We start from the raw sequence: 18,496 nt of genomic DNA on the forward strand, positions 1-18,496 counted from the left end.
CTTACCTTTCATTTTCTATGCTCTCTTAAAATTAATTTGTATGTAATTATTCAAACATATGAAACGTTTGATCCGCCCCTAAAAAGAACGAAAAAGCACTTCCACCCATAGCACGTCCCTCAGGATTGCCGTTGGTAAATACCACTAGACCTTCATCCAAATCGGGATAAGCTATACAATAAGCAATATATCCCGGGTTACTTCCACTATGGTACAAACTCATTCCTTTCTCGTTGTTATGGATCACCATCCCCAATCCACGCGACATATTTGGATTATTTACACCATTTGACCAGGTTATCGTCGTGCTCAATAGTGCATAAGTCTCCGGTTTCAGGCCTTCGCCATCGATCAACCCACGCTTGACAAATTTGGCAAAATCTTTGGCATTAGTCAACATAGAATAAGCACTGTTCGCACCGTTCTGTGTATAACCCATCATACCCCAACCGGTCATCATTCTTAAAACACCATCGGTAACCGTATGTCCTATTGTATTCTTACCAGCGAAGGTAGACTCCCACTGATAACTTGTACTCGCCATGCCAAAAGGATCAAAAACTTCCTCTTTAGCGATTTGTTGCAGACTTTTTCCGGTCAGATGCTTCAACACTTCCTGCAAATAAGTAAATCCTTCCCCAGAATAGCGATAGTCTACACCTGGGGTATAGGCGGCCCCAGGTTCTAAAACCGAATTCCGCCAGGCAAGTGTATTCGCGTCCATGACCCAGTTTGGATATCCGGTCAAATGTGCCAGTACGTGTCTCGCAGTGACAAGGTCATTCTTTGGATTATTGGCCCTCGCTACACGATCATAAATATAGTATTGGTTTAGTGGCACATCGAGATCAAAGACCCCTTTGTCGTACAATCGTAAAAACGCATAGGTTGCAACAGTTTTACTTATTGAAGCTGCCTGAAAGAGATGATCTTCTCTAACCGGGGTTCCACTAGCGATATCCGCCACACCATATACATATGAATCGACTTGATCACCTTTGATATGAGCAATCTGCACACCTGGTATATTGTTACTTCGTGCTATTTCAGCCAACTCTTGCGGTAAAGGTTTGGCCTGACTAGGATTAGGTTCCGGATCGGGATCAGGGTCAGGATTCGATGTCTCATATCGATCGGGGTCCTTCTTGATCGTGAGCTCATCTTCTATCCCACTGCTACATGCATGTCCCATGACCATTTGGCCGATCAGGATCAAAACCAGTCCTATTTTATTATATTTTTTCATCATCATGTCGATTTAAAAATTATTTTAATTCTCTTTATTTCTCTATTGACATTAAAAATTACGGGGTACCTTCCACACAATGATTATCTTGCCCTGATGAGATTCCTCCACATGCTGCACCAACCCGACAGCATAAAAGTTTCTATCCTCGGACCGGAATAAGATCACATCACCTTTTTCCACTCGAATCAAATTATCGATAGGACCATTTTTTCGGTGTTGGTAATTTTCGATTTCATTGATATTCTGTTTTGCTTTCGTATACCACGATGTCAGGTCAGACAACACACGGGAAGCAGAAAATTTATCTTTCATCTCTTTTGTGTTACCCACATTGACTAACACACCCTTATTCCGCACATCCCAACCATCCTGTATATTAACTTTGAAATGTTCCCCAAAAGATTCGATTCGATTGCTGGATGGAAGCATCAGGTTGACCCGGGTATTGCGGCCAAACAATACGAACATATCTATACGCTCCGGTTCGTAGCTAGCGCCAATCAAATCAAACGTCTTGCGGGACTTCAGATCCAAAAAATTACGGGCAGGATCGGCATTCTGGGCCGTCAGCTTGACCCTATATGTCCGCAAAGGTACATCCTGTGCCTGCGCTATACCCAAGGAAAGTAAAAGAATACATAAAATTATTTTTTTCATACCCCAGATACTATTCGTCGTGTACATATTTTAGCACCACTTTACACATCCCTGTATTATTATCTACTTCCAGCACCTTCAGAAAACCTTGGGTTTCATCAGCGGCGTTGCGGATACGCATCACAAAGCCCGGCGCTATACTTGATCCTGTATAGCGTGAATTCCAACCTGTTCCCCCAATATAATCTCCATATGCCTTAAGGGCTTCATTATTGTTGCGGATATCCTCAAAAGTATACCCAGGTAGATATTTGATGTGGTTGTCTATACGGTACAGATGCATCTCTTTCCTTCCCGGAAGCGTACTGATCCAGTTCCATAATTCAGGTCTGTAGGTAGAACCTATATAACTACTGGTCATAGTATAGAAGTTCGACGTTACTCCATCAAAAACATGCAATAAGGTGATCTGCAAAACGTCATCATTTTCCAGCTCCTCAGCTTTATACACCTCTCTGCGCAACAAGTCCATATAATTCTCGCCCGTAAGTGGCGCCTTTACTTCCAATATCAAGGTATCCGCCCATAACGCCGGATTTTTCAATGGAAGATCAGGTTTCTGAAAATACACTTGCTCCCCCATATCGGATTTGATCAGCATACCCATCGTTCCATTTGCTGATGTCGCCACGCTCTCGATATAGATAAGGCTCTTAACTTTGCGGTTGATACCGTGAAACAAGACGATATCTCCACGTCGTAAGTTAGCCACCCGCTTGGTAGGTTGGAGTGGGGTGTCCCCTCGTTCTTCAAGCACATTCAATAGGGAATCATAGCCTCGCTGTACGTCAGCAGCAGAAGACAAAGACAAGAACCATTCCGCATCATTAATAGTCGTATTAGTATAAACATATAGTTCACCTTTATTTTTGTAGGGAAATACATGCTCTACCTCTTCTCCGACAGCGGTAAAGGAAACATTCTTAGCATCCATAGCCAGTAGGTTGTTTCCCGACATCTCACCATACGTATAAGCCAAATCGACTTCATGATAGTGATCTCCCATTTGCGCAAACGTGTATATACTCCCCGACCGGAAATCCATATAGCCTCCGGTACTGTTGTCGCCACCCCCTGGCTTCAGATAAATCCGGGAAATATCATCCCCGTTCTTGAAAAATTCTGTGACAATATTGCCCTCAGAAATGGCCAGATCTTTTTCACAGGATACTGTCAGCAATACTAAGAAAGCGAAGGCAGCATAATATTTTATTTTGATATGATTCATAACGTTAAGATTAATCCAATGAATTCCAATATTTAACACCGACACTGATCTCTCCGATAGTCTTATTGACATTCAATATTTTAAATGCCCCACTTCCCCCGTGTGTCACGTTGCGAATACGATAAGTCAAACCAACACCAGGATTGATACCATTCGAACCCCAAGATCCTGTGTTCCAATAATAGTAGTAGGTATACAAAGCAGGATTATTCAAACGAACCTGTTCAAAGGTATTGTTCGTATACAAAGGCGATGTGAAATTATCTATTCTCCAAAAATACATGGTACTGATATTGGTTCCCGAAGCATTCAGATAGTTATACAACGTACGGTCACCAGGAGTATAATGGCTCGAGCTGTTACCTGACCCTCCATACATCCAACTACTGGTCGGTGTATAGATATAATGGGAATTAGTACTGGACTTATAGGCAAACATCAAGTGGATGCCTGACAAATCTTCTAAATCCTCTAATTCGGCCCGGGTATAAACCTCTTTTTTCATAAAATCGAAGAACAATTCCCCATTGGCAGCTGTACTAAACGTAGCATTGATCACATCCTCATCATGGTTACCGTTTGCATTTAACAGGCCACCCGTCACGGGAGCGACCTCCTGCAGCTGCGTAGCATCACTCTTGATGACCAACCGACACTGCGAACCGGTGCTAGTCGCAATCTGTTGGTTGACATAGATGATGCTGGAGATATTCCTTGTCGTTGATTTAAAGATGAAGATCTCATCTCCTTTCACATCGCGGTATCGCATTTTTTGGTCGTCCGGGTTGACCGACAGTACCGCGATCATCGAATCTACAACAGCTCTAATACGGGCAGCTGACTTCGCTCCGTTGAACCACTCCACATCCCGTGGCTGCACATCGCTCAAACGATACAGCACTCCCAAGTTTTTATATCGCCAACCATATTGTATATCCTCACCAAACACATTGACCGAAAGCTCTTTCGATTCGGGCAGAGCAATATTGCCTTTGGTTGCATTGCCATAGTCCAGATAGAGCAAATCCACGGCATGTGGGTAATTATGTGCATGAGTACCACGGTAGACTTCGCCAGTTGCTAAATTAACCCCACTTCCTCCCATATCAACATCTTCTGCCGGCATAATAGCAATAGCATACACATAATCTTTTGGCTCGTCCGGATTTTCACCTTCGCTTCCGCCATCCTCATCCTGAATAGGTGGAAGCACGCGCTCCACTTTATCTTCAGGAGGTAATTGCTTGTCCTTGTCACACGACAGTATCGAGCCGACTGTCCACACTGCTCCAAACAGAGCACCTAAATAAAATATCTTCTTCATCTTATGATCCATTTAAGTCATTATTTTTGAACCTTATATTCAAATTTCATCGTGTATTTTGAAGAGACTTCCGGATCCGTGCTACTACCCTGCACAGCTTCTATTACTCGTATTACTGCATAGAAGTCGTGTGTAGATGAATATAGGAAGACAATATCCCCATTGGCCAATGAGCGAACACGTTCTCCGGGTCCATAGGTAGATGCCGATCCATGCCGTACACCTACATTAGCCTGTGCAGCCAATACAGCTGCTTCAATAGTTGCGGCCGAAGATATATTGTCAAATATAGCATCGTCGGCAGGTTGGATATTGGTGTATCGCACCACCGTTCCGGTAGGTGCTACCGACCAGTTTCGAATACGATTATAATAAGGTCCCCATGCTGTCGACATACTCGACAGTCCTGGAAAAACAAAGTTGGCATAATTCGGTCCCGAATGAAAATAAGCCACATTTGCCTTATCCGGAAACAGTGCAGCAGCTTCCCAATTGTAAATATTACCGGTCTGCATATCTAAGAAACAGCCCAAATCGGTATTATTATCACCTCCAAGCGTCAACTCTGTAACGTGAAAATAGTCTCCATGATCCACGACTACATTTGGATCTGGCTTGAGCACAGCGTCACTCATCGGAATTCCGACCATCCTATAATTCGGTGATACCTCGACCTGATCGTTGCCCAACAGTTCGATAACCAACAGCTTACTGCCTGCAATTGTCGGTAAGACCTCCACCTGTAGGTAACCAAAACTGGAGTGAGCCGGCACAGTCAAGCTGTTGCCCGTTACGAACCGAAAATCCGTCCCCTCTACAGCGGTAGTTTGCTCCTCCACGACACGGTACGCAATTTGCTGGGGCACATCGGATTGTTCACCAAACATATTGACGCGATACGACACCGTCCCGTTCAACTCAAAAATATGCCCTAAAAGCGGATAATTTCTGCCCGAAGCATTCGAATTGACCACTGCATCTTCAAACTCCACTGTTTTCTTCGTAATCAGAAAATCCTCATTGTAATCCTTGAAACAGGACGTCAACATGAACGCCGCTGTTAGTATAATAATAATCTTTTTCATCTTATCTAATGTCTGATATCTAATATCCAATCTCGCTAATACCCCCTATTTTGTCTAATCATATTTTCTGAAGCATTGACCTCGCGGAAAGGAATTCTCGCCAATATGCGTGGATCAGTAAAAGGCAATGTTCTGCCTGATTTGACGATATTGCGCCCCAACCGCTTCAAGTCAAACCAACGATGTCCTTCGAACGCAAATTCCAATCTTCGTTGTAATAAAATTTCCTCAAACAAGTCTGATCCGGATTTGGTCGTAGCTGCCAGCCCTGCCCTTTGCCGGATCGTATTCACGTCATCTCTGGCAAGTCCCGGTTCATCCAGACGAAAATAAGCCTCAGCACGGTTGAGATAAAGTTCGGACACCCGGATCACAGGCACATTGTCCAAATCCTTGACACCCCCACGGCTCATGAACTTGGTCATCTCATTACGGTTGATATTATTCCCCAATCCTTTGATAATCAATTGCTTTCTTACATCATTATTTTCGTACAAATCCATCAAATCCTCGTGTACCGCAAGGCTGCCATGCGTAGAGGGAATCTGATCCTGCAGGAAGGCACGTGTCGTAAATGTAGCCCGCAAAGAGTTGTTGGCTCCCACGTTTTCGTTGACATTAAATTTCACTTCGAAGATAGACTCGGGGTGGGTTTCCGCCCGCCATGCGTTCACATAAGATTCATTGGACTGAAAGGAACCAACCACATTGGCCAAAGCCGCATTGACTTTGTTCACTACCCGTTCATAATCTCCGCGAAACAAGGCTACCCGAGAATAAAGCGCATTTACAGCATCTATCGTCACCCGATGAGGACCAGCTCCAACTGTGTTTCTGGATAATTTGGCGTATGCACTATCCAAATCTTTATATATAAAATCATACATATAAGCGATGGGGGCTCGAGGTACCAATTCCAGATCATCGATATTGACGACGCCCTTCTCATAAATAGGTACCGTACCTCTATCGTTCGCTCCTATCACAGCTGTAGGATCATAACCGTATACCTTAGCCATATCGAAGTACAGCAAGGCACGAATAAAATAAACCTGTCCTGCCCATGCATCTTTCCACGAGCCAGGTGCATCAATACGATCTATAGCGTCCAGCACCAGATTAGCCCGATTGACCCCGTAAAAACCAACCTCCCAGGGGTCCATATGCGCGCCTATGTTATTGTTCCACTCGTTGCGCAAACCACTAACATTCGTATGCACGGTATTATCTGCCAAGGCCTCGGCAACAGCAATTAAATCCCGACCATATAGATTAACATCACGTAAGGTGGCATATACCCCAAACACACCCGCCTGTATATCCTCCATGGTTTCCAAGGCCGTCTCAGATGGAATGGATTGCTTGGGATCGACTTCGATGGCTTCTTTGCAGGATATCAGCCCAAAAGTGAGCGATAACAGTAGGATTAAAAAATTATATATCTTCATTTCTTTTAGAATTTAAACTGGACTCCCAAATTATACGTTCTCGTTTGTGGTACGATACCAGCATTGGATTCAAAGTTGCTTTCATCGATGTAAAACTCCGGATCGTATCCTGTCCATTTCGTCCAAGTCATCACATTCAATGCTTGGAAAAATACCCGTGCATTAGATATCTTGAATCTACTGGCAAAACTGGATGGAATATCGTAAGAGAAGTTAATATGTTTCAAACGGATATAGGAGGCATCTTCCAGGAAACGCGTAGAAGAGCCATCTGCAGCCAGCGCATTGAGCTCGGTAGCCCCATCAATAGGTCTTGGTACCGAAGTAATCTGCCCCGGCATAGCCCAACGGTTGTCATAATACCATGCCGCACCATTGACCAAGACATCACCTTTTCTGGACATGATACGCGCCATATTATTATACAACTCACGTCCCATGTCAAAGTGGACCAGTACATCCAATTGAAAAGATTTATATTTGAAGTTATTATTCCACCCGCCATAATAAGAGGATAAACGATTGCCTCTATCGCGCAATGTATAACTTGTCGACCCTTGTGCACCCGGGCGGTAGCTATAGCTACCATCAGATGCATACCACATTGGCCGCCCTGTTGCGGAGTTGACCCCAGCATATTGGTTTAAGAAGTTCGTATGTAAGGAATAGCCCACCCGAATCGACGCTCGTCCTGGTAAAGAAGCTAGATCGCCATACAATTTGGTCACTCGGTTCTTTATAAAACTGATGTTAAATCCCGAAGTCCAGTTAAAGCGAGGTGTGCGTACCGGATTGACATTGATTTCAAACTCGACACCTTCATTCTTCACTTCCCCCACGTTGCGGCTGATTTCGGCATAACCGCTGACCCATGGGATGGGTTGGGTTAAGAGCAAATCCTTACTAATCCGCCGATAAACATCGACACTACCATAGATCCTCCGATTCAACACCGAATAATCTATTCCGAGATTGGTCGTCGTATTGCGCTCCCATCGCAGATCGTCATTGCCCAATCGGGTCGGCACCGTACCCCCTTGCCCATCGTATTGTGTTGTACCATACAGCGAACGTGCCGTAAAGTTTCCAATACGGTCATTGCCAGTCTCACCATATCCTACACGTAACTTAAGTTGGTTGAGCCATTGTACATCTTTCAAGAAATCTTCCTGAGCAGCATCCCATCCACCCGAAATGGCGGGGAACCAACCAAAGAGATGGTTATCGCCAAAACGGGAAGAACCGTCATAGCGTAGGATCCCACTCAACATGTATTTTTTTCGATAATTGTAATTGACCTGCCCAAATACCCCCATACGTCTTACAGCCGTATAGGAACCTGTCGCACTATTGATAGTAGAAGCAGATTGTAAGGTTCTGAACCGATAGCTGGGGAAACCATCTCCCTGTACCCGAAACGTTTCATTGGAATAAGTCCTATACTCCAATCCACCAAGTGCCGTCACTTTATGATGCTTGGCAAACGTCTTGTTGTAGGTAAGATGATGCGTCGTTGTAAAAGAAACCGGGTAACGTTGATTGATCGTCAGGATACCACGTCTACCCTGTGCTTCGTTCGTTCTGGGATCTTGGAATTGGTTGTCGACATTGACCGAGTAATGTACACCTATATACGATCTCAGATTAAGATCTTTTCTAATTTTATAATCGGCCCGCAACCGCGCTAATATCGTGTTGGTCTTGCCTATGTAATCATTCATATCAGCTGCAGCAATAGCGTGATACCTAAATGTCCCCGGAAATCCTTGAGGAGTCAGGTTATACGATCCATCGCTATTATAAATAGGAAGGAAGGGCAGCATCAATGGTGCGGTATATTGCGGTGACGACAGATATAGGTATGAACCACTCGTACCTATTGCACCTTCTTGTTTTAGCATGGTCAGATCTGCATCGGCGCGGAAGGATAATTTACTATTTACCTGATGATTCAGCCGAAGGCTAGCTGTACCTCGCTGGAATTTCGTACCGACTACACTTCCCTGGTTATTTTCATAAGATGCGGCTACACGGAAGGTGGTCCGCTGCGCCCCTCCTTGTGCTGATAGGTTCAGCAAGCTGGAAAGACCATTCCTAAAGGCAGCACGCTGCCAATCGTAGCTCGGTAATGCCATAATCTCGGCATCTGTCATACCTATAGGCAACTGTAGTTCACTCAGCACTTCACTACGAACCTGCTCGTAAGAATATTCAGGATAGTAATTTCTCTTAGCCTCCATCCTTCCTTGAATGAACTGTTGTGCATTCATGGTTTCGATTAAGGGCATGGGGGCCACCAGCCCTTGGTTGTACTCGACATTGACCACTGTAGGCCCCGCCGCTCCACTTTTAGTCGTAATCAGCACTACGCCATTGGCCGCCTGTGCACCATAGATAGACGCCGCGGCAGCATCCTTCAGCACCTCAATAGATTCAATATCTTTGGGGTTCAAAAAAGACAAGGGATTACTAGACGTGACCGTACTTGCATCCTCCGAGTTGACCGGAATACCATCCACAATATACAAGGGATCATTGCCTGCAGAAATGGATCCTTCTCCACGAATCTGCACACGTACTGCTCCACCTGGAACACCCGTCGCCGAAGAAACATTTACCCCTGCCATACGCCCTTGCATGGCTTGATCAAAAGTCTGGATCGGCATGTTTTCGATATCTTTGGCTTTGATCTGAGATATTGCTCCCGTGATTTCCCGTCGTTCCTGCACCGTATAGCCCGTCACGACCACTTCATCGAGTTTACTGAGTTCTTCCTGTAGTTCGATATCAATCTTTTCGACTACACCGATATTAACTTCCCGAGTGCTGTACCCCAGCATCGCAAATATTAAGGTAGCATTCTTGCGGACCCTTATTTTAAAGTTCCCGTCTTTGTCCGTAATAGCCGAAGAATGACTTCCCCTTTCACGTACACTAATCCCAGCATGGCTTGCATCGGCATGCCTACCGGCCAGTCTTACCCTACCCTCTACCGTAACGACCTCTTGCAACGGCGAGGCAGTAGCTATAACCGGTACATCTTCATTCTTCCTTTTGACCACGATCGTCTCTCCTACGATATCATAGGTGTAGGGTTGCCCGTCGAAGATTTTATGCAGTGCATTTCTCAAGGTTATCCTTTTGGCATTGATGGTCACCGGTACATCCGACACAATAGCCCCGCCTTCATACCAGTTGATGTACTTGCTCTGCCTCTTAACTTCGTTCAGAGCATGTTGCAACGAAACCTTCTCTAATTTCAAATTCAACTGCTGTGCAAACAAAGTATTCGCCGCTGCGTACGAAATTGACGTTACCAATAACCATGTAATTACCCGTAATCGTAATGGAAACCAACGTGAACATGGATTCCCCCTCTTTTCATAATGTGCCAAATGCTTTGGCTGATTCACAAAAGTAATCTGCATACTTTATAATTTAGGTGTTCATATTATTTTACGTTCTCAAACTTTCCGAAGTTTGGACCTTTCGAAAAGCTGTCCTATTTATCCCTTACCACCAGTTTACCATTGCCCTGATTCTCTATTTTTACCTGATAAAGTTCCATGATCTGGATAAACTCGTCCAGCGTCGTACGAGAGGAGATACCTCCTGTAAATTTTTTATTTTGATTATAGGATTCATATTCGACTTCTACATCATACCATCTGGCCACTTTCTTCATAATCGACTTTAGATCCAGGTTAGTAAATGCAATTAAGCCATCTTTCCAAGCAATGATATCCTTTATATCGACCGATTTCACAGAAACATGACGATTGCTTTTATTGATTGCCCACTGTTCCCCCGGGATTAGCGTTCTACTTGTTTCGGATGCAACATCATCTTCCGCAGTAGGTACAAATACGTTCACCGAACCCGTTACCAACGTTGTCGACGAAATATTCTCATCCAGATATGCACTCACGTTAAAGCTCGTGCCGAGCACCTTTACCACCGCATCTTTTGTTTTTACATAAAAAGGTCTGGAGACATCTCTGGTTACCTCAAAATACACCTCTCCACTGACTTCCACATGACGTTCATTCCAGGCAAATACTTCTGGAAAAGAGATCGATGATTCTGAATTGAGCCATACTTTAGTACCATCGGATAAGATGAGTTTAGACTGTTTCGCTTTGGGGACATGTATCGTATGGATATTACGGCTGGCAGATGTCTCGTCCCACTTGTTTACATCAGGTTTATACACAATGGTACCATCCTCTTCTTTACGAAGATTAACTTTGTCGTAAGAAAATGCCTTTCCTGATTTTACGCTATCTAAGTTAATCGTTGCCCCCGACCCCAACTGCACATACGCATCATACGCACCTATATCCTGTTGCTTCGAACCGAGCTTCATAAATAGCGGCTGGGATACCATCGAACCCGAGAGTATCCTTTCTTGATAAAACTTTGTAAAGTAGAACGTAACCGATCCGAACAAAAGAAATACCGCGGCGATAGAAACCGCCGTGGAAAGCTTCCTAAAGCTTATACGTTTGACCGGTACAGTGTTGTCTGCGACAACTTGTTGCCAAACGGCATGAAGATCTGTCTCCATCAGCATCTCCTCCGGCAAAGACCTGTCCTCAAGCGTAGCGTGGTAATTATACCAACCCTCAACAAGGGCTTTTTCTTCACCCGTTGCTTTACCTTTCTTATACCTTCTCAGAAGTTTTTTAAATTGGCGTTTCTTCATACTCTGTCTTGCTGGTTCTGCGAACCATTATATACAAGACGTATGTGCGTAAGGGAGGGAGTAGATAAAAAGAAAAAAAATAAAAGTATCCCGGTTGGTAAACTTTGAACGTAATATTTTCAACGCATTATTCACCTGCTTGCGGACGGTCGTTTCTGATATTCCCAGTTTTTCAGCAATCTCCTTATGCGACAAATGCTCTTTCCGGCTCATCTGAAAAATAAGCTGCATGCGTTCTGGGAGAGCATTCACTTCTTTCTCTATCAACGTCCGGAGTTCTTTTTCATAGAGTATACGGTCGGGCACCTGATAGCTATGATGTTCCGCATAAAAAGACATGGACTCTAAATATTTGTTTCGACTACGATGACGGGATGCCCTATCGATAACACGGTTCCTTATTGATGAATATAAGTAAGCCGAGACGTTTCGAATAAGTAGCTCCTCTCGCTTGGACCATAGGGCTACAAAAACTTCTTGTAACAGATCTCTCACCTCTTCTCTGTCGCCGAGCATGCGATAAGCATGAGCATATAATATCCCTTTAAAACGATGGTAGATTTCCTCATAGGCATCCCTTCTTGAATCCTTCACCAATTCAAACAATTCTTCATCAGAAAGAGTCTCTAAAACAACCATACGAGTTAACGTTACGGAGGAATAAAAATCCAATATCAGATTTTATTTTTTCATTTACAAACTATTTCTCCTCTCCATCAGGATCGTTCATCAAAAATCTATGGTTTGGTCCATGCAATCTTATTGTATATAAAATGAAAAATATCTAAGTTTGTCGATCATGAAAGAAGACCAATCCCGAATAATAAGAGAGCAGGCAACACGGTCAGCGACACGGGAACATTCCGTTCCATTATACCTCACCTCAAGTTTTATTTTTGACAGTGCGGAGCAAGGGCGCGCTATTTTTGCAGACGAAGAGGAAGGAATGGTATACTCGCGTTATGCCAACCCTAACACGGCGGAGTTTATTGATCGTGTCTGCGCGATGGAAGGAGCCGAAGCGGGATTAGCGTTTTCCTCCGGTATGGCAGCGGTATTTGTATCATTTGCAGCTTTTATCCAACATGGTGACCATATTGTATCCAGTCGTGCTATCTTTGGTTCTACGCACCAATTACTAACACAACTGTTCCCCCGTTGGGGCATAACACACACCTACGTAGAGACGGCTGACATTGCCGATTGGGAAAAGGCCATACAACCAAACACCAAGATCGTTTTCCTCGAATCGCCATCCAATCCCGGGTTGGAGTTGTATGATTTAGAAAAGTTAGGTCAACTCAAAGCGAAATATCCAGATGTTATATTTTCCATTGACAACTGTTTCGCAACACCTTATTTGCAAAAGCCATTACCTTACGGTTTTGACTTGTCGGTACACTCGGCCACCAAATACATGGATGGCCAAGGGCGTGTATTAGGGGGTGTCGCGGTGGGCAAAAAAGACCTCATCGACAAGATGATGTTTTTTATCCGGCATACCGGACCCGCTATGTCTCCTTTCAACGCTTGGGTATTATCCAGAAGTTTAGAAACGCTAAATCTTCGTATGGACCGTCATTGTGCAAATGCCTTAGCCTTGGCCGAAACACTGGAGCAACATGCAGAGGTTCTCGATGTAAAATATCCTTTCCTACCCTCCCATCCACAATATGAACTGGCAAAAAAGCAAATGAAAGCCGGCGGAGGAATAGTGACTTTTGAAGTAGAGGGCGGGCAAGAAAGAGCCTTCCGGTTTATCGATTCATTGAAAATGATAAAATATACGTCTAATCTCGGTGATACACGGACGATCGCAACGCATCCAGCTTCCACAACACACTCCAAGCTACGCGAGGATGAACGTCTGCTTCTAGGGATCCGCCCGGGAACGATACGCCTGTCGGTCGGACTGGAAGATCAAAATGACATTATCGAGGATATCGTTCAGGCGCTGGAACTAACAAAATAAATAAAGAGGCTCGCGCCTCTTTTCTTTATTCCATTTTATCCTTGTTTTACTTTTGCTTCGAATAATTAAACACCAAATACCCGGTCACACCATTATCCAATGGAATAGGCATCCGCATGACTAACGATTCTTCATTCGCATAGGAAAGATCCATACGGTAACCACTGGTCACGTTGGATGCTTTATCGCCGGCATATAGCTTTTTGAATTGAAATTGAGGTTGTTCTCCAGCATCTTTCGGATTATAGACATCCCAGATAATCGTACGCACAGCACCATTTGCACATAAAGTTCCGGAAGTATTGAAGGTAATGCTCCCCCGATAATTCCCGCCGGGCAAATTCCACACGCTGCCGATAAAACAATCGACCGGAGCCTCATCAAAAATATTCTTCACGGTATATGCGCCGGGAATATTTTCCCTCGTCACCGAATTTAACACCCATGTACCTTTAATTCCCGATCGCCATTGGGAAGCCGAAGGTCCGGATTCTGTGCCGGAAGCACCTTTTTTCTGGGCACCACAGGATGCCGTCAACATAATCACCGCCAGTAGCGCTGCAAAAGAAAGAATATGTCTACGCATAGTATATAATTTATAAGTATTGAATTCGTCAAAGATATAAAACTTACTATCTTCTCACGATGATATCCAAAAATCATACCACAAGTAAGGTAGAGATAAGATTTATGTGTACTTTTACGGACCCGATAGGAAGACAGCATATGGGCAATAAAAAACGATCAAATATTATCAAGAACATCCTGAAATCCATTATCACCATTACCGCATTGTATTGGGTTTCCAGAAAGATCGATTTTAGTGAATTACAAACTGCTCTTACGAATTGCGATTGGTTATTTCTTTTTCTCGCATTGTGCAGTTATGTCATTTCGCAGATCGTTGCTTCCTCCCGGCTCAACAGCTTCTTCAAAGCGATACATCTTTATTTGTCCGAACGCTATAATTTACGGCTTTATCAGCTCGGGCTATTGTACAATTATTTTTTGCCCGGCGGCATCGGCGGCGATGGTTATAAAATCTATTTTCTAAAAAAGAACCACCAGATTTCCGGCAGGAAAATACTAAGTGCCGTATTCTTCGATCGCTTAAGTGGTTTGTGGGCATTGGCGATTATTACCTGTGCATTGGTTATCTTTATGCCCCGATTAGCCATTCCCAATGCCCTGACTATTGCAGTAGCAGGCATCGGTACGGTGAGCTACTATTTTTTCCTACGTCTATTATTCAAGCAGTTTGCCAAGATATTTGTCCGTACACACCTGAAAGCATTGGCTGTTCAGGGTTTTCAGGTATTGGCGGCGATCTTGATTTTGTATTCGCTGAACTTTGATGGAAAATTTTCTCCTTATTTATTGATATTTTTAGTTTCAACCATTGTCGCCATTATTCCTTCCATAGGAGGGGGCGTTGGGTTACGCGAACTGGTCATGATATATGGAGCGACATACTTTCAGATCGATGAACACACCGCTGTTTTGGTCAGCTTATTTTTCAATCTGATTTCGATCACTGTAGCGTCGTCAGGAATATATTATATATTCAGACCGCAACAGTTGGGAGCAGACCACCTGCCGACCGTTAACGAGGTCGAACAGGAAATAGACAAAGACGTATTAAAAGAAGAGGAATAATGGCAAATATAATCGTTACTGGAGCAAGTAGTGGCATAGGCTTCGAAACTGTATTGGACTTAACCGCCAATACCGACCATCAGGTCATTGCATTGGCCCGTTCGGCAGACAAACTTCGCAAACTGCATGAGATCGCTTCTTCCTTAAATCACGACGGCGGCAAGCTGTATCCGGCGCAATTTGATATTGTTTACGACAATTACCCAAACTCCCTCATCCCTTTTATTCAATCGAAATTTGATAAGGTCGATATACTCATCAACAATGCCGGCGCCTTGGTGAATAAGCCCTTTCTGGACACATCGGCAGAAGAGTTTGCGTATATGCTGCAGACTAATGTCCTTGGCCACGTCAATATGATCAAACACGTCGTTCCGCTGATGTCCGAAGGCGGGCATATCGTCAACATTGGCAGTATGGGCGGCTTTCAGGGGTCAGCTAAATTTTCGGGATTAAGTGCCTATTCCACCAGCAAGGGAGCGTTGTCCATATTGACCGAATGCCTGGCTGAAGAACTCAAAGACAAGGGAATCAAGGTCAATTGCCTGGCACTGGGCTCGTCGCAGACCGAAATGTTCGAGGCCGCCTTTCCTGGTGTCGAAGCGGGTACCCTGGCTTTTGAAATGGGCAGGTATATCGCCGAGTTTGCACAAAATGGCAGCAAATACTACAATGGCAAAGTATTACCAGTGTCGAATACAACGCCCTAATCTTCCGAATAGTCTATAGGCCTATGTGCTCGTCTTTCGTGACCGAAGGCTCTCCAATTTCACGTTTGAATGAAGGGTCATAGTTCCATTTGATCGTATCCTCCAGCACCTTACCGCCTTTATCGGTAATTTTGGCAACAACCGTATTCTCGCCCCGGTCCAATCGTACATTTTCAAAGATATAGTGTACATCCGTCTGGCCTTTTTTATACCCTTTTATTTCCCGCCCATTCACTGTCAATGTCGGTGTACCCCGGTTAGAATAGACGGTTATCAGTGTCAACTCATTTCCGCGATTAACCACCCTACGCTGCGTGATGTAGACGACAGGCTCTTTACTCCAGTTGGCCTTATACCAATAGAACGGATCCTTCTTTGTCTTCCGGTCAAAAGTAACCAACCCTTTGTAATTTCTCGGATTCACATTCAACGCCGTCATTGGTGTCGCAAAATCAAACATATTCCACACGTAGGATCCGATGAATATCGGACTTTTCGCGATTACCCCCCAGTTGATTTCATGAAAACGCGTCGCAAAGTCTTCCGGAAAAAAAGCCGGCTTGCTAAACTGATTGCCAAAATTGCCGGTTACTTCTGCCTGATCCTCGATCTTGGCTTCTGCACCATATTCCGAATAGATAATTTTATAATCTTTAAATTCCTTAGATATACGCTTTGCCCAGGTTTCCACATCATCATTCTTTTCCGACAAATTTTCCAGCTCCCCGTTATACCAGCCGAAATAGTGGTTGATTCCCTGCACGTCTGTATTATTATTCACAGCGTGATCGACCACATTGTAACCGCTGACCTGTGCCGTGTACCGATCGGGGTCTTCTGTCTTGGCCAGATCGTTTAGCTTGGTGGTCAAGGCTACCGTATACGTGTTCGGTGTATACACTTCGTTATGTACACCCCATATATAGATAGAAGGATGATTGAAGTTCTGACGAATCAACTCTTTCAACTGTTGTAATGCATTATTTTCCTCCCGGGTAGAAACCCGGTTGACAAAAGGAATTTCGGCCCATATAATCAGACCGATACTGTCGCATTTGGAATAAAAATAATCCGAGTGCTGATAATGCGCCAAACGTATCGATGTGGCGCCTATTTCCTGAATAATCGCCAGATCTTCATCGTGATCTGCCGTGCTTAGCGCGGATCCTTTACCCCAGCGGTCCTGGTGGCGGCACACACCATATAATGGATACTTCACGTCGTTCAAGAAAAAGCCCTCACTGGCACGGATTTCAAATTTACGGATTCCCAGAGGTTGTGTGACTTCATCCACGACGATGCCGTCTTTCCGGACCTGAGTCACCAGCTTATACAGGTACGGATCTTCCAAACCATGCCATAAATGTGGACTCTTCACTGCTATATTGTGAAACACTTCTTGTCGCCCCTGCGGACGTAAGGTATATTTTGTGCTATTTTTGGCTTTGGCTGACCCATCTTTCTCATAGATTGTCGTGCCGACCTCGATCTGCTGAACCTTTCCGGTCTTATTTTCCAACTTGATCTTTACGCCGATATCGGCCGACTTTTTCGAGACATTCTTCTGGGTAATAAAGATTCCCGGGGATGCAAAATCGTTGGTTGCAATGTTGATCGATTCGGTGACGATCAATTCTACCGGGCGATAAATCCCACCATACATGGGAAACAAAACATGGTTTATCGGGATAACCTCTGGCGTTGCTTCGTTATTGACTTTGACCAAAATTTCGTTTTCCTCACCATATTTCAGCAATGCAGTCAGTTCGAAAACAAACGCCGAATAACCACCCTGATGGCGCCCGACAAAATTATAATTACCATTTACGCTATCTCCGTTATACACGACATCATTCTTACCGATTTTTGTAGGTAAAGGTGCATTATTGACGTATACTTCTGTATTTGTATTTACACCTTCAAATTTAATGAAGACCCGTTTATCTTTCCATGTCGCACTTGGTGTAAAGGATTTCCGATAATAGGCATCGCCTGTATAAAACCGTTCATTCGTGCGGAATGTTCCCACACGCGTCTCGTAGACCTGCATATCGCGTGCATTCCAGGTATGCGGAATTTGAACCAACTGCCATTTACCCTGAAAAATACGGTTGTATGTCATCGGATCGGTCGTAAAGGGTCCTTTTTTAAAAGCCCAATCTTTATTGAATGGAATGACTTCTCTGGCGTGTACCGATAAACCGAGTAAGATAAATAACAAGCTAAATACAGTTACAATTCTCATTTTTTATGAAGGTTTAAACAGCAAATATAAAGGCTGTACCCGTCAAAATAAAACCCGAAGCGTATCCGTTGACATTATTTATTCTTTCTTTCAACGCCAAAAACATGGTCTTCTATATCTTTGGCTATACTAAAACGTTTGAGTGATTATTCCCCTTTTTATACGCAATGTCACAGCAATTATACATCAGCCAAAGCCATTTAATATTCCGTTCGTG

At 44.0% G+C, this 18,496-nt stretch carries 14 protein-coding genes; 3 read left to right on the forward strand and 11 right to left on the reverse strand.

All coding sequences use genetic code 11. The features are described from left to right. Positions 1-46 precede the first annotated feature (46 nt). From G5B30_RS01940 to G5B30_RS01980, 9 genes are all read right to left on the reverse strand, one after another. Entirely contained in the window at positions 47-1,252 is a 1,206-nt protein-coding gene (locus G5B30_RS01940; RefSeq protein WP_165318265.1) for a serine hydrolase domain-containing protein, read from the reverse strand. A 45-nt stretch (positions 1,253-1,297) separates the two neighbouring features. Then, positions 1,298-1,906 carry a hypothetical protein gene (locus G5B30_RS01945; RefSeq protein ID WP_165318266.1) on the reverse strand — a complete coding sequence of 203 codons (609 nt, stop codon included), beginning with the start codon at positions 1,904-1,906 and terminating at the stop codon, positions 1,298-1,300. A 10-nt stretch (positions 1,907-1,916) separates the two neighbouring features. Continuing rightward, positions 1,917-3,134: a hypothetical protein gene (locus G5B30_RS01950; RefSeq protein WP_165318267.1), complete on the reverse strand. Its 1,218-nt coding sequence runs from the start codon at positions 3,132-3,134 to the stop codon at positions 1,917-1,919. A gap of 10 nt (positions 3,135-3,144) precedes the next feature. Beyond that, a complete protein-coding gene (locus G5B30_RS01955) occupies positions 3,145-4,458 on the reverse strand; it encodes a hypothetical protein (RefSeq protein ID WP_165318268.1) in 1,314 nt (437 codons plus the stop codon). A gap of 20 nt (positions 4,459-4,478) precedes the next feature. Next, entirely contained in the window at positions 4,479-5,543 is a 1,065-nt protein-coding gene (locus tag G5B30_RS01960) for a membrane lipoprotein lipid attachment site-containing protein (RefSeq protein ID WP_165318269.1), read from the reverse strand. 35 nt (positions 5,544-5,578) lie between these two features. Then, on the reverse strand, positions 5,579-6,991 hold the full coding sequence (locus G5B30_RS01965; protein ID WP_165318270.1) for a RagB/SusD family nutrient uptake outer membrane protein: 1,413 nt from the start codon (positions 6,989-6,991) through the stop codon (positions 5,579-5,581). A gap of 5 nt (positions 6,992-6,996) precedes the next feature. Further along, positions 6,997-10,419: a TonB-dependent receptor gene (locus G5B30_RS01970; protein WP_165318271.1), complete on the reverse strand. Its 3,423-nt coding sequence runs from the start codon at positions 10,417-10,419 to the stop codon at positions 6,997-6,999. Positions 10,420-10,493: 74 nt separating this feature from the next. Then, positions 10,494-11,696, reverse strand: coding sequence for a FecR family protein (locus G5B30_RS01975; RefSeq protein ID WP_165318272.1), 1,203 nt, complete (start codon positions 11,694-11,696; stop codon positions 10,494-10,496). Positions 11,697-11,723: 27 nt separating this feature from the next. Further along, positions 11,724-12,335 (reverse strand): RNA polymerase sigma factor, encoded by a 612-nt coding sequence (locus G5B30_RS01980; protein WP_165318273.1) that lies wholly within the window; start codon positions 12,333-12,335, stop codon positions 11,724-11,726. Positions 12,336-12,495: 160 nt separating this feature from the next. Between G5B30_RS01980 and G5B30_RS01985 the strand changes: the two genes are divergently transcribed. After that, on the forward strand, positions 12,496-13,668 hold the full coding sequence (locus G5B30_RS01985) for a trans-sulfuration enzyme family protein (protein ID WP_165318274.1): 1,173 nt from the start codon (positions 12,496-12,498) through the stop codon (positions 13,666-13,668). A gap of 46 nt (positions 13,669-13,714) precedes the next feature. Here G5B30_RS01985 and G5B30_RS01990 read toward each other — a convergent pair whose 3' ends face one another. After that, positions 13,715-14,254, reverse strand: coding sequence for a hypothetical protein (locus tag G5B30_RS01990; RefSeq protein WP_165318275.1), 540 nt, complete (start codon positions 14,252-14,254; stop codon positions 13,715-13,717). Between the two features lie 140 nt (positions 14,255-14,394). Between G5B30_RS01990 and G5B30_RS01995 the strand changes: the two genes are divergently transcribed. Together G5B30_RS01995 and G5B30_RS02000 are read left to right on the forward strand one after the other, a co-directional pair. Continuing rightward, positions 14,395-15,324, forward strand: coding sequence for a lysylphosphatidylglycerol synthase transmembrane domain-containing protein (locus G5B30_RS01995; protein ID WP_165318276.1), 930 nt, complete (start codon positions 14,395-14,397; stop codon positions 15,322-15,324). After that, entirely contained in the window at positions 15,324-16,034 is a 711-nt protein-coding gene (locus G5B30_RS02000) for an SDR family NAD(P)-dependent oxidoreductase (protein ID WP_165318277.1), read from the forward strand. The genes G5B30_RS01995 and G5B30_RS02000 overlap by 1 nt, the downstream gene beginning before the upstream one ends. A 13-nt stretch (positions 16,035-16,047) precedes the next feature. Here G5B30_RS02000 and G5B30_RS02005 read toward each other — a convergent pair whose 3' ends face one another. Further along, positions 16,048-18,279, reverse strand: a complete 2,232-nt coding sequence (locus G5B30_RS02005) for a glycoside hydrolase family 2 protein (RefSeq protein ID WP_165318278.1) — start codon at positions 18,277-18,279, stop codon at positions 16,048-16,050. Positions 18,280-18,496 lie beyond the last annotated feature (217 nt).

The organism is Sphingobacterium sp. SGG-5 (assembly GCF_011043525.1).
Taxonomy (GTDB): Bacteria; Bacteroidota; Bacteroidia; order Sphingobacteriales; family Sphingobacteriaceae; genus Sphingobacterium.

Bases quoted from the DNA above. Each gene is read 5' to 3' on its own strand.
- G5B30_RS01990 (WP_165318275.1), bottom strand. From the start codon at position 14,254: ATGCGTAGACATATTCTTTCTTTTGCAGCGCTACTGGCGGTGATTATG.
- G5B30_RS01970 (WP_165318271.1), bottom strand. From the start codon at position 10,419: ATGCAGATTACTTTTGTGAATCAGCCAAAGCATTTGGCACATTATGAA.
- G5B30_RS01995 (WP_165318276.1), top strand. From the start codon at position 14,395: ATGGGCAATAAAAAACGATCAAATATTATCAAGAACATCCTGAAATCC.
- G5B30_RS01965 (WP_165318270.1), bottom strand. From the start codon at position 6,991: ATGAAGATATATAATTTTTTAATCCTACTGTTATCGCTCACTTTTGGG.
- G5B30_RS01960 (WP_165318269.1), bottom strand. From the start codon at position 5,543: ATGAAAAAGATTATTATTATACTAACAGCGGCGTTCATGTTGACGTCC.
- G5B30_RS01945 (WP_165318266.1), bottom strand. From the start codon at position 1,906: ATGAAAAAAATAATTTTATGTATTCTTTTACTTTCCTTGGGTATAGCG.
- G5B30_RS01985 (WP_165318274.1), top strand. From the start codon at position 12,496: ATGAAAGAAGACCAATCCCGAATAATAAGAGAGCAGGCAACACGGTCA.
- G5B30_RS01950 (WP_165318267.1), bottom strand. From the start codon at position 3,134: ATGAATCATATCAAAATAAAATATTATGCTGCCTTCGCTTTCTTAGTA.
- G5B30_RS02000 (WP_165318277.1), top strand. From the start codon at position 15,324: ATGGCAAATATAATCGTTACTGGAGCAAGTAGTGGCATAGGCTTCGAA.
- G5B30_RS01940 (WP_165318265.1), bottom strand. From the start codon at position 1,252: ATGATGATGAAAAAATATAATAAAATAGGACTGGTTTTGATCCTGATC.
- G5B30_RS01980 (WP_165318273.1), bottom strand. From the start codon at position 12,335: ATGGTTGTTTTAGAGACTCTTTCTGATGAAGAATTGTTTGAATTGGTG.
- G5B30_RS02005 (WP_165318278.1), bottom strand. From the start codon at position 18,279: ATGAGAATTGTAACTGTATTTAGCTTGTTATTTATCTTACTCGGTTTA.
- G5B30_RS01975 (WP_165318272.1), bottom strand. From the start codon at position 11,696: ATGAAGAAACGCCAATTTAAAAAACTTCTGAGAAGGTATAAGAAAGGT.
- G5B30_RS01955 (WP_165318268.1), bottom strand. From the start codon at position 4,458: ATGAAGAAGATATTTTATTTAGGTGCTCTGTTTGGAGCAGTGTGGACA.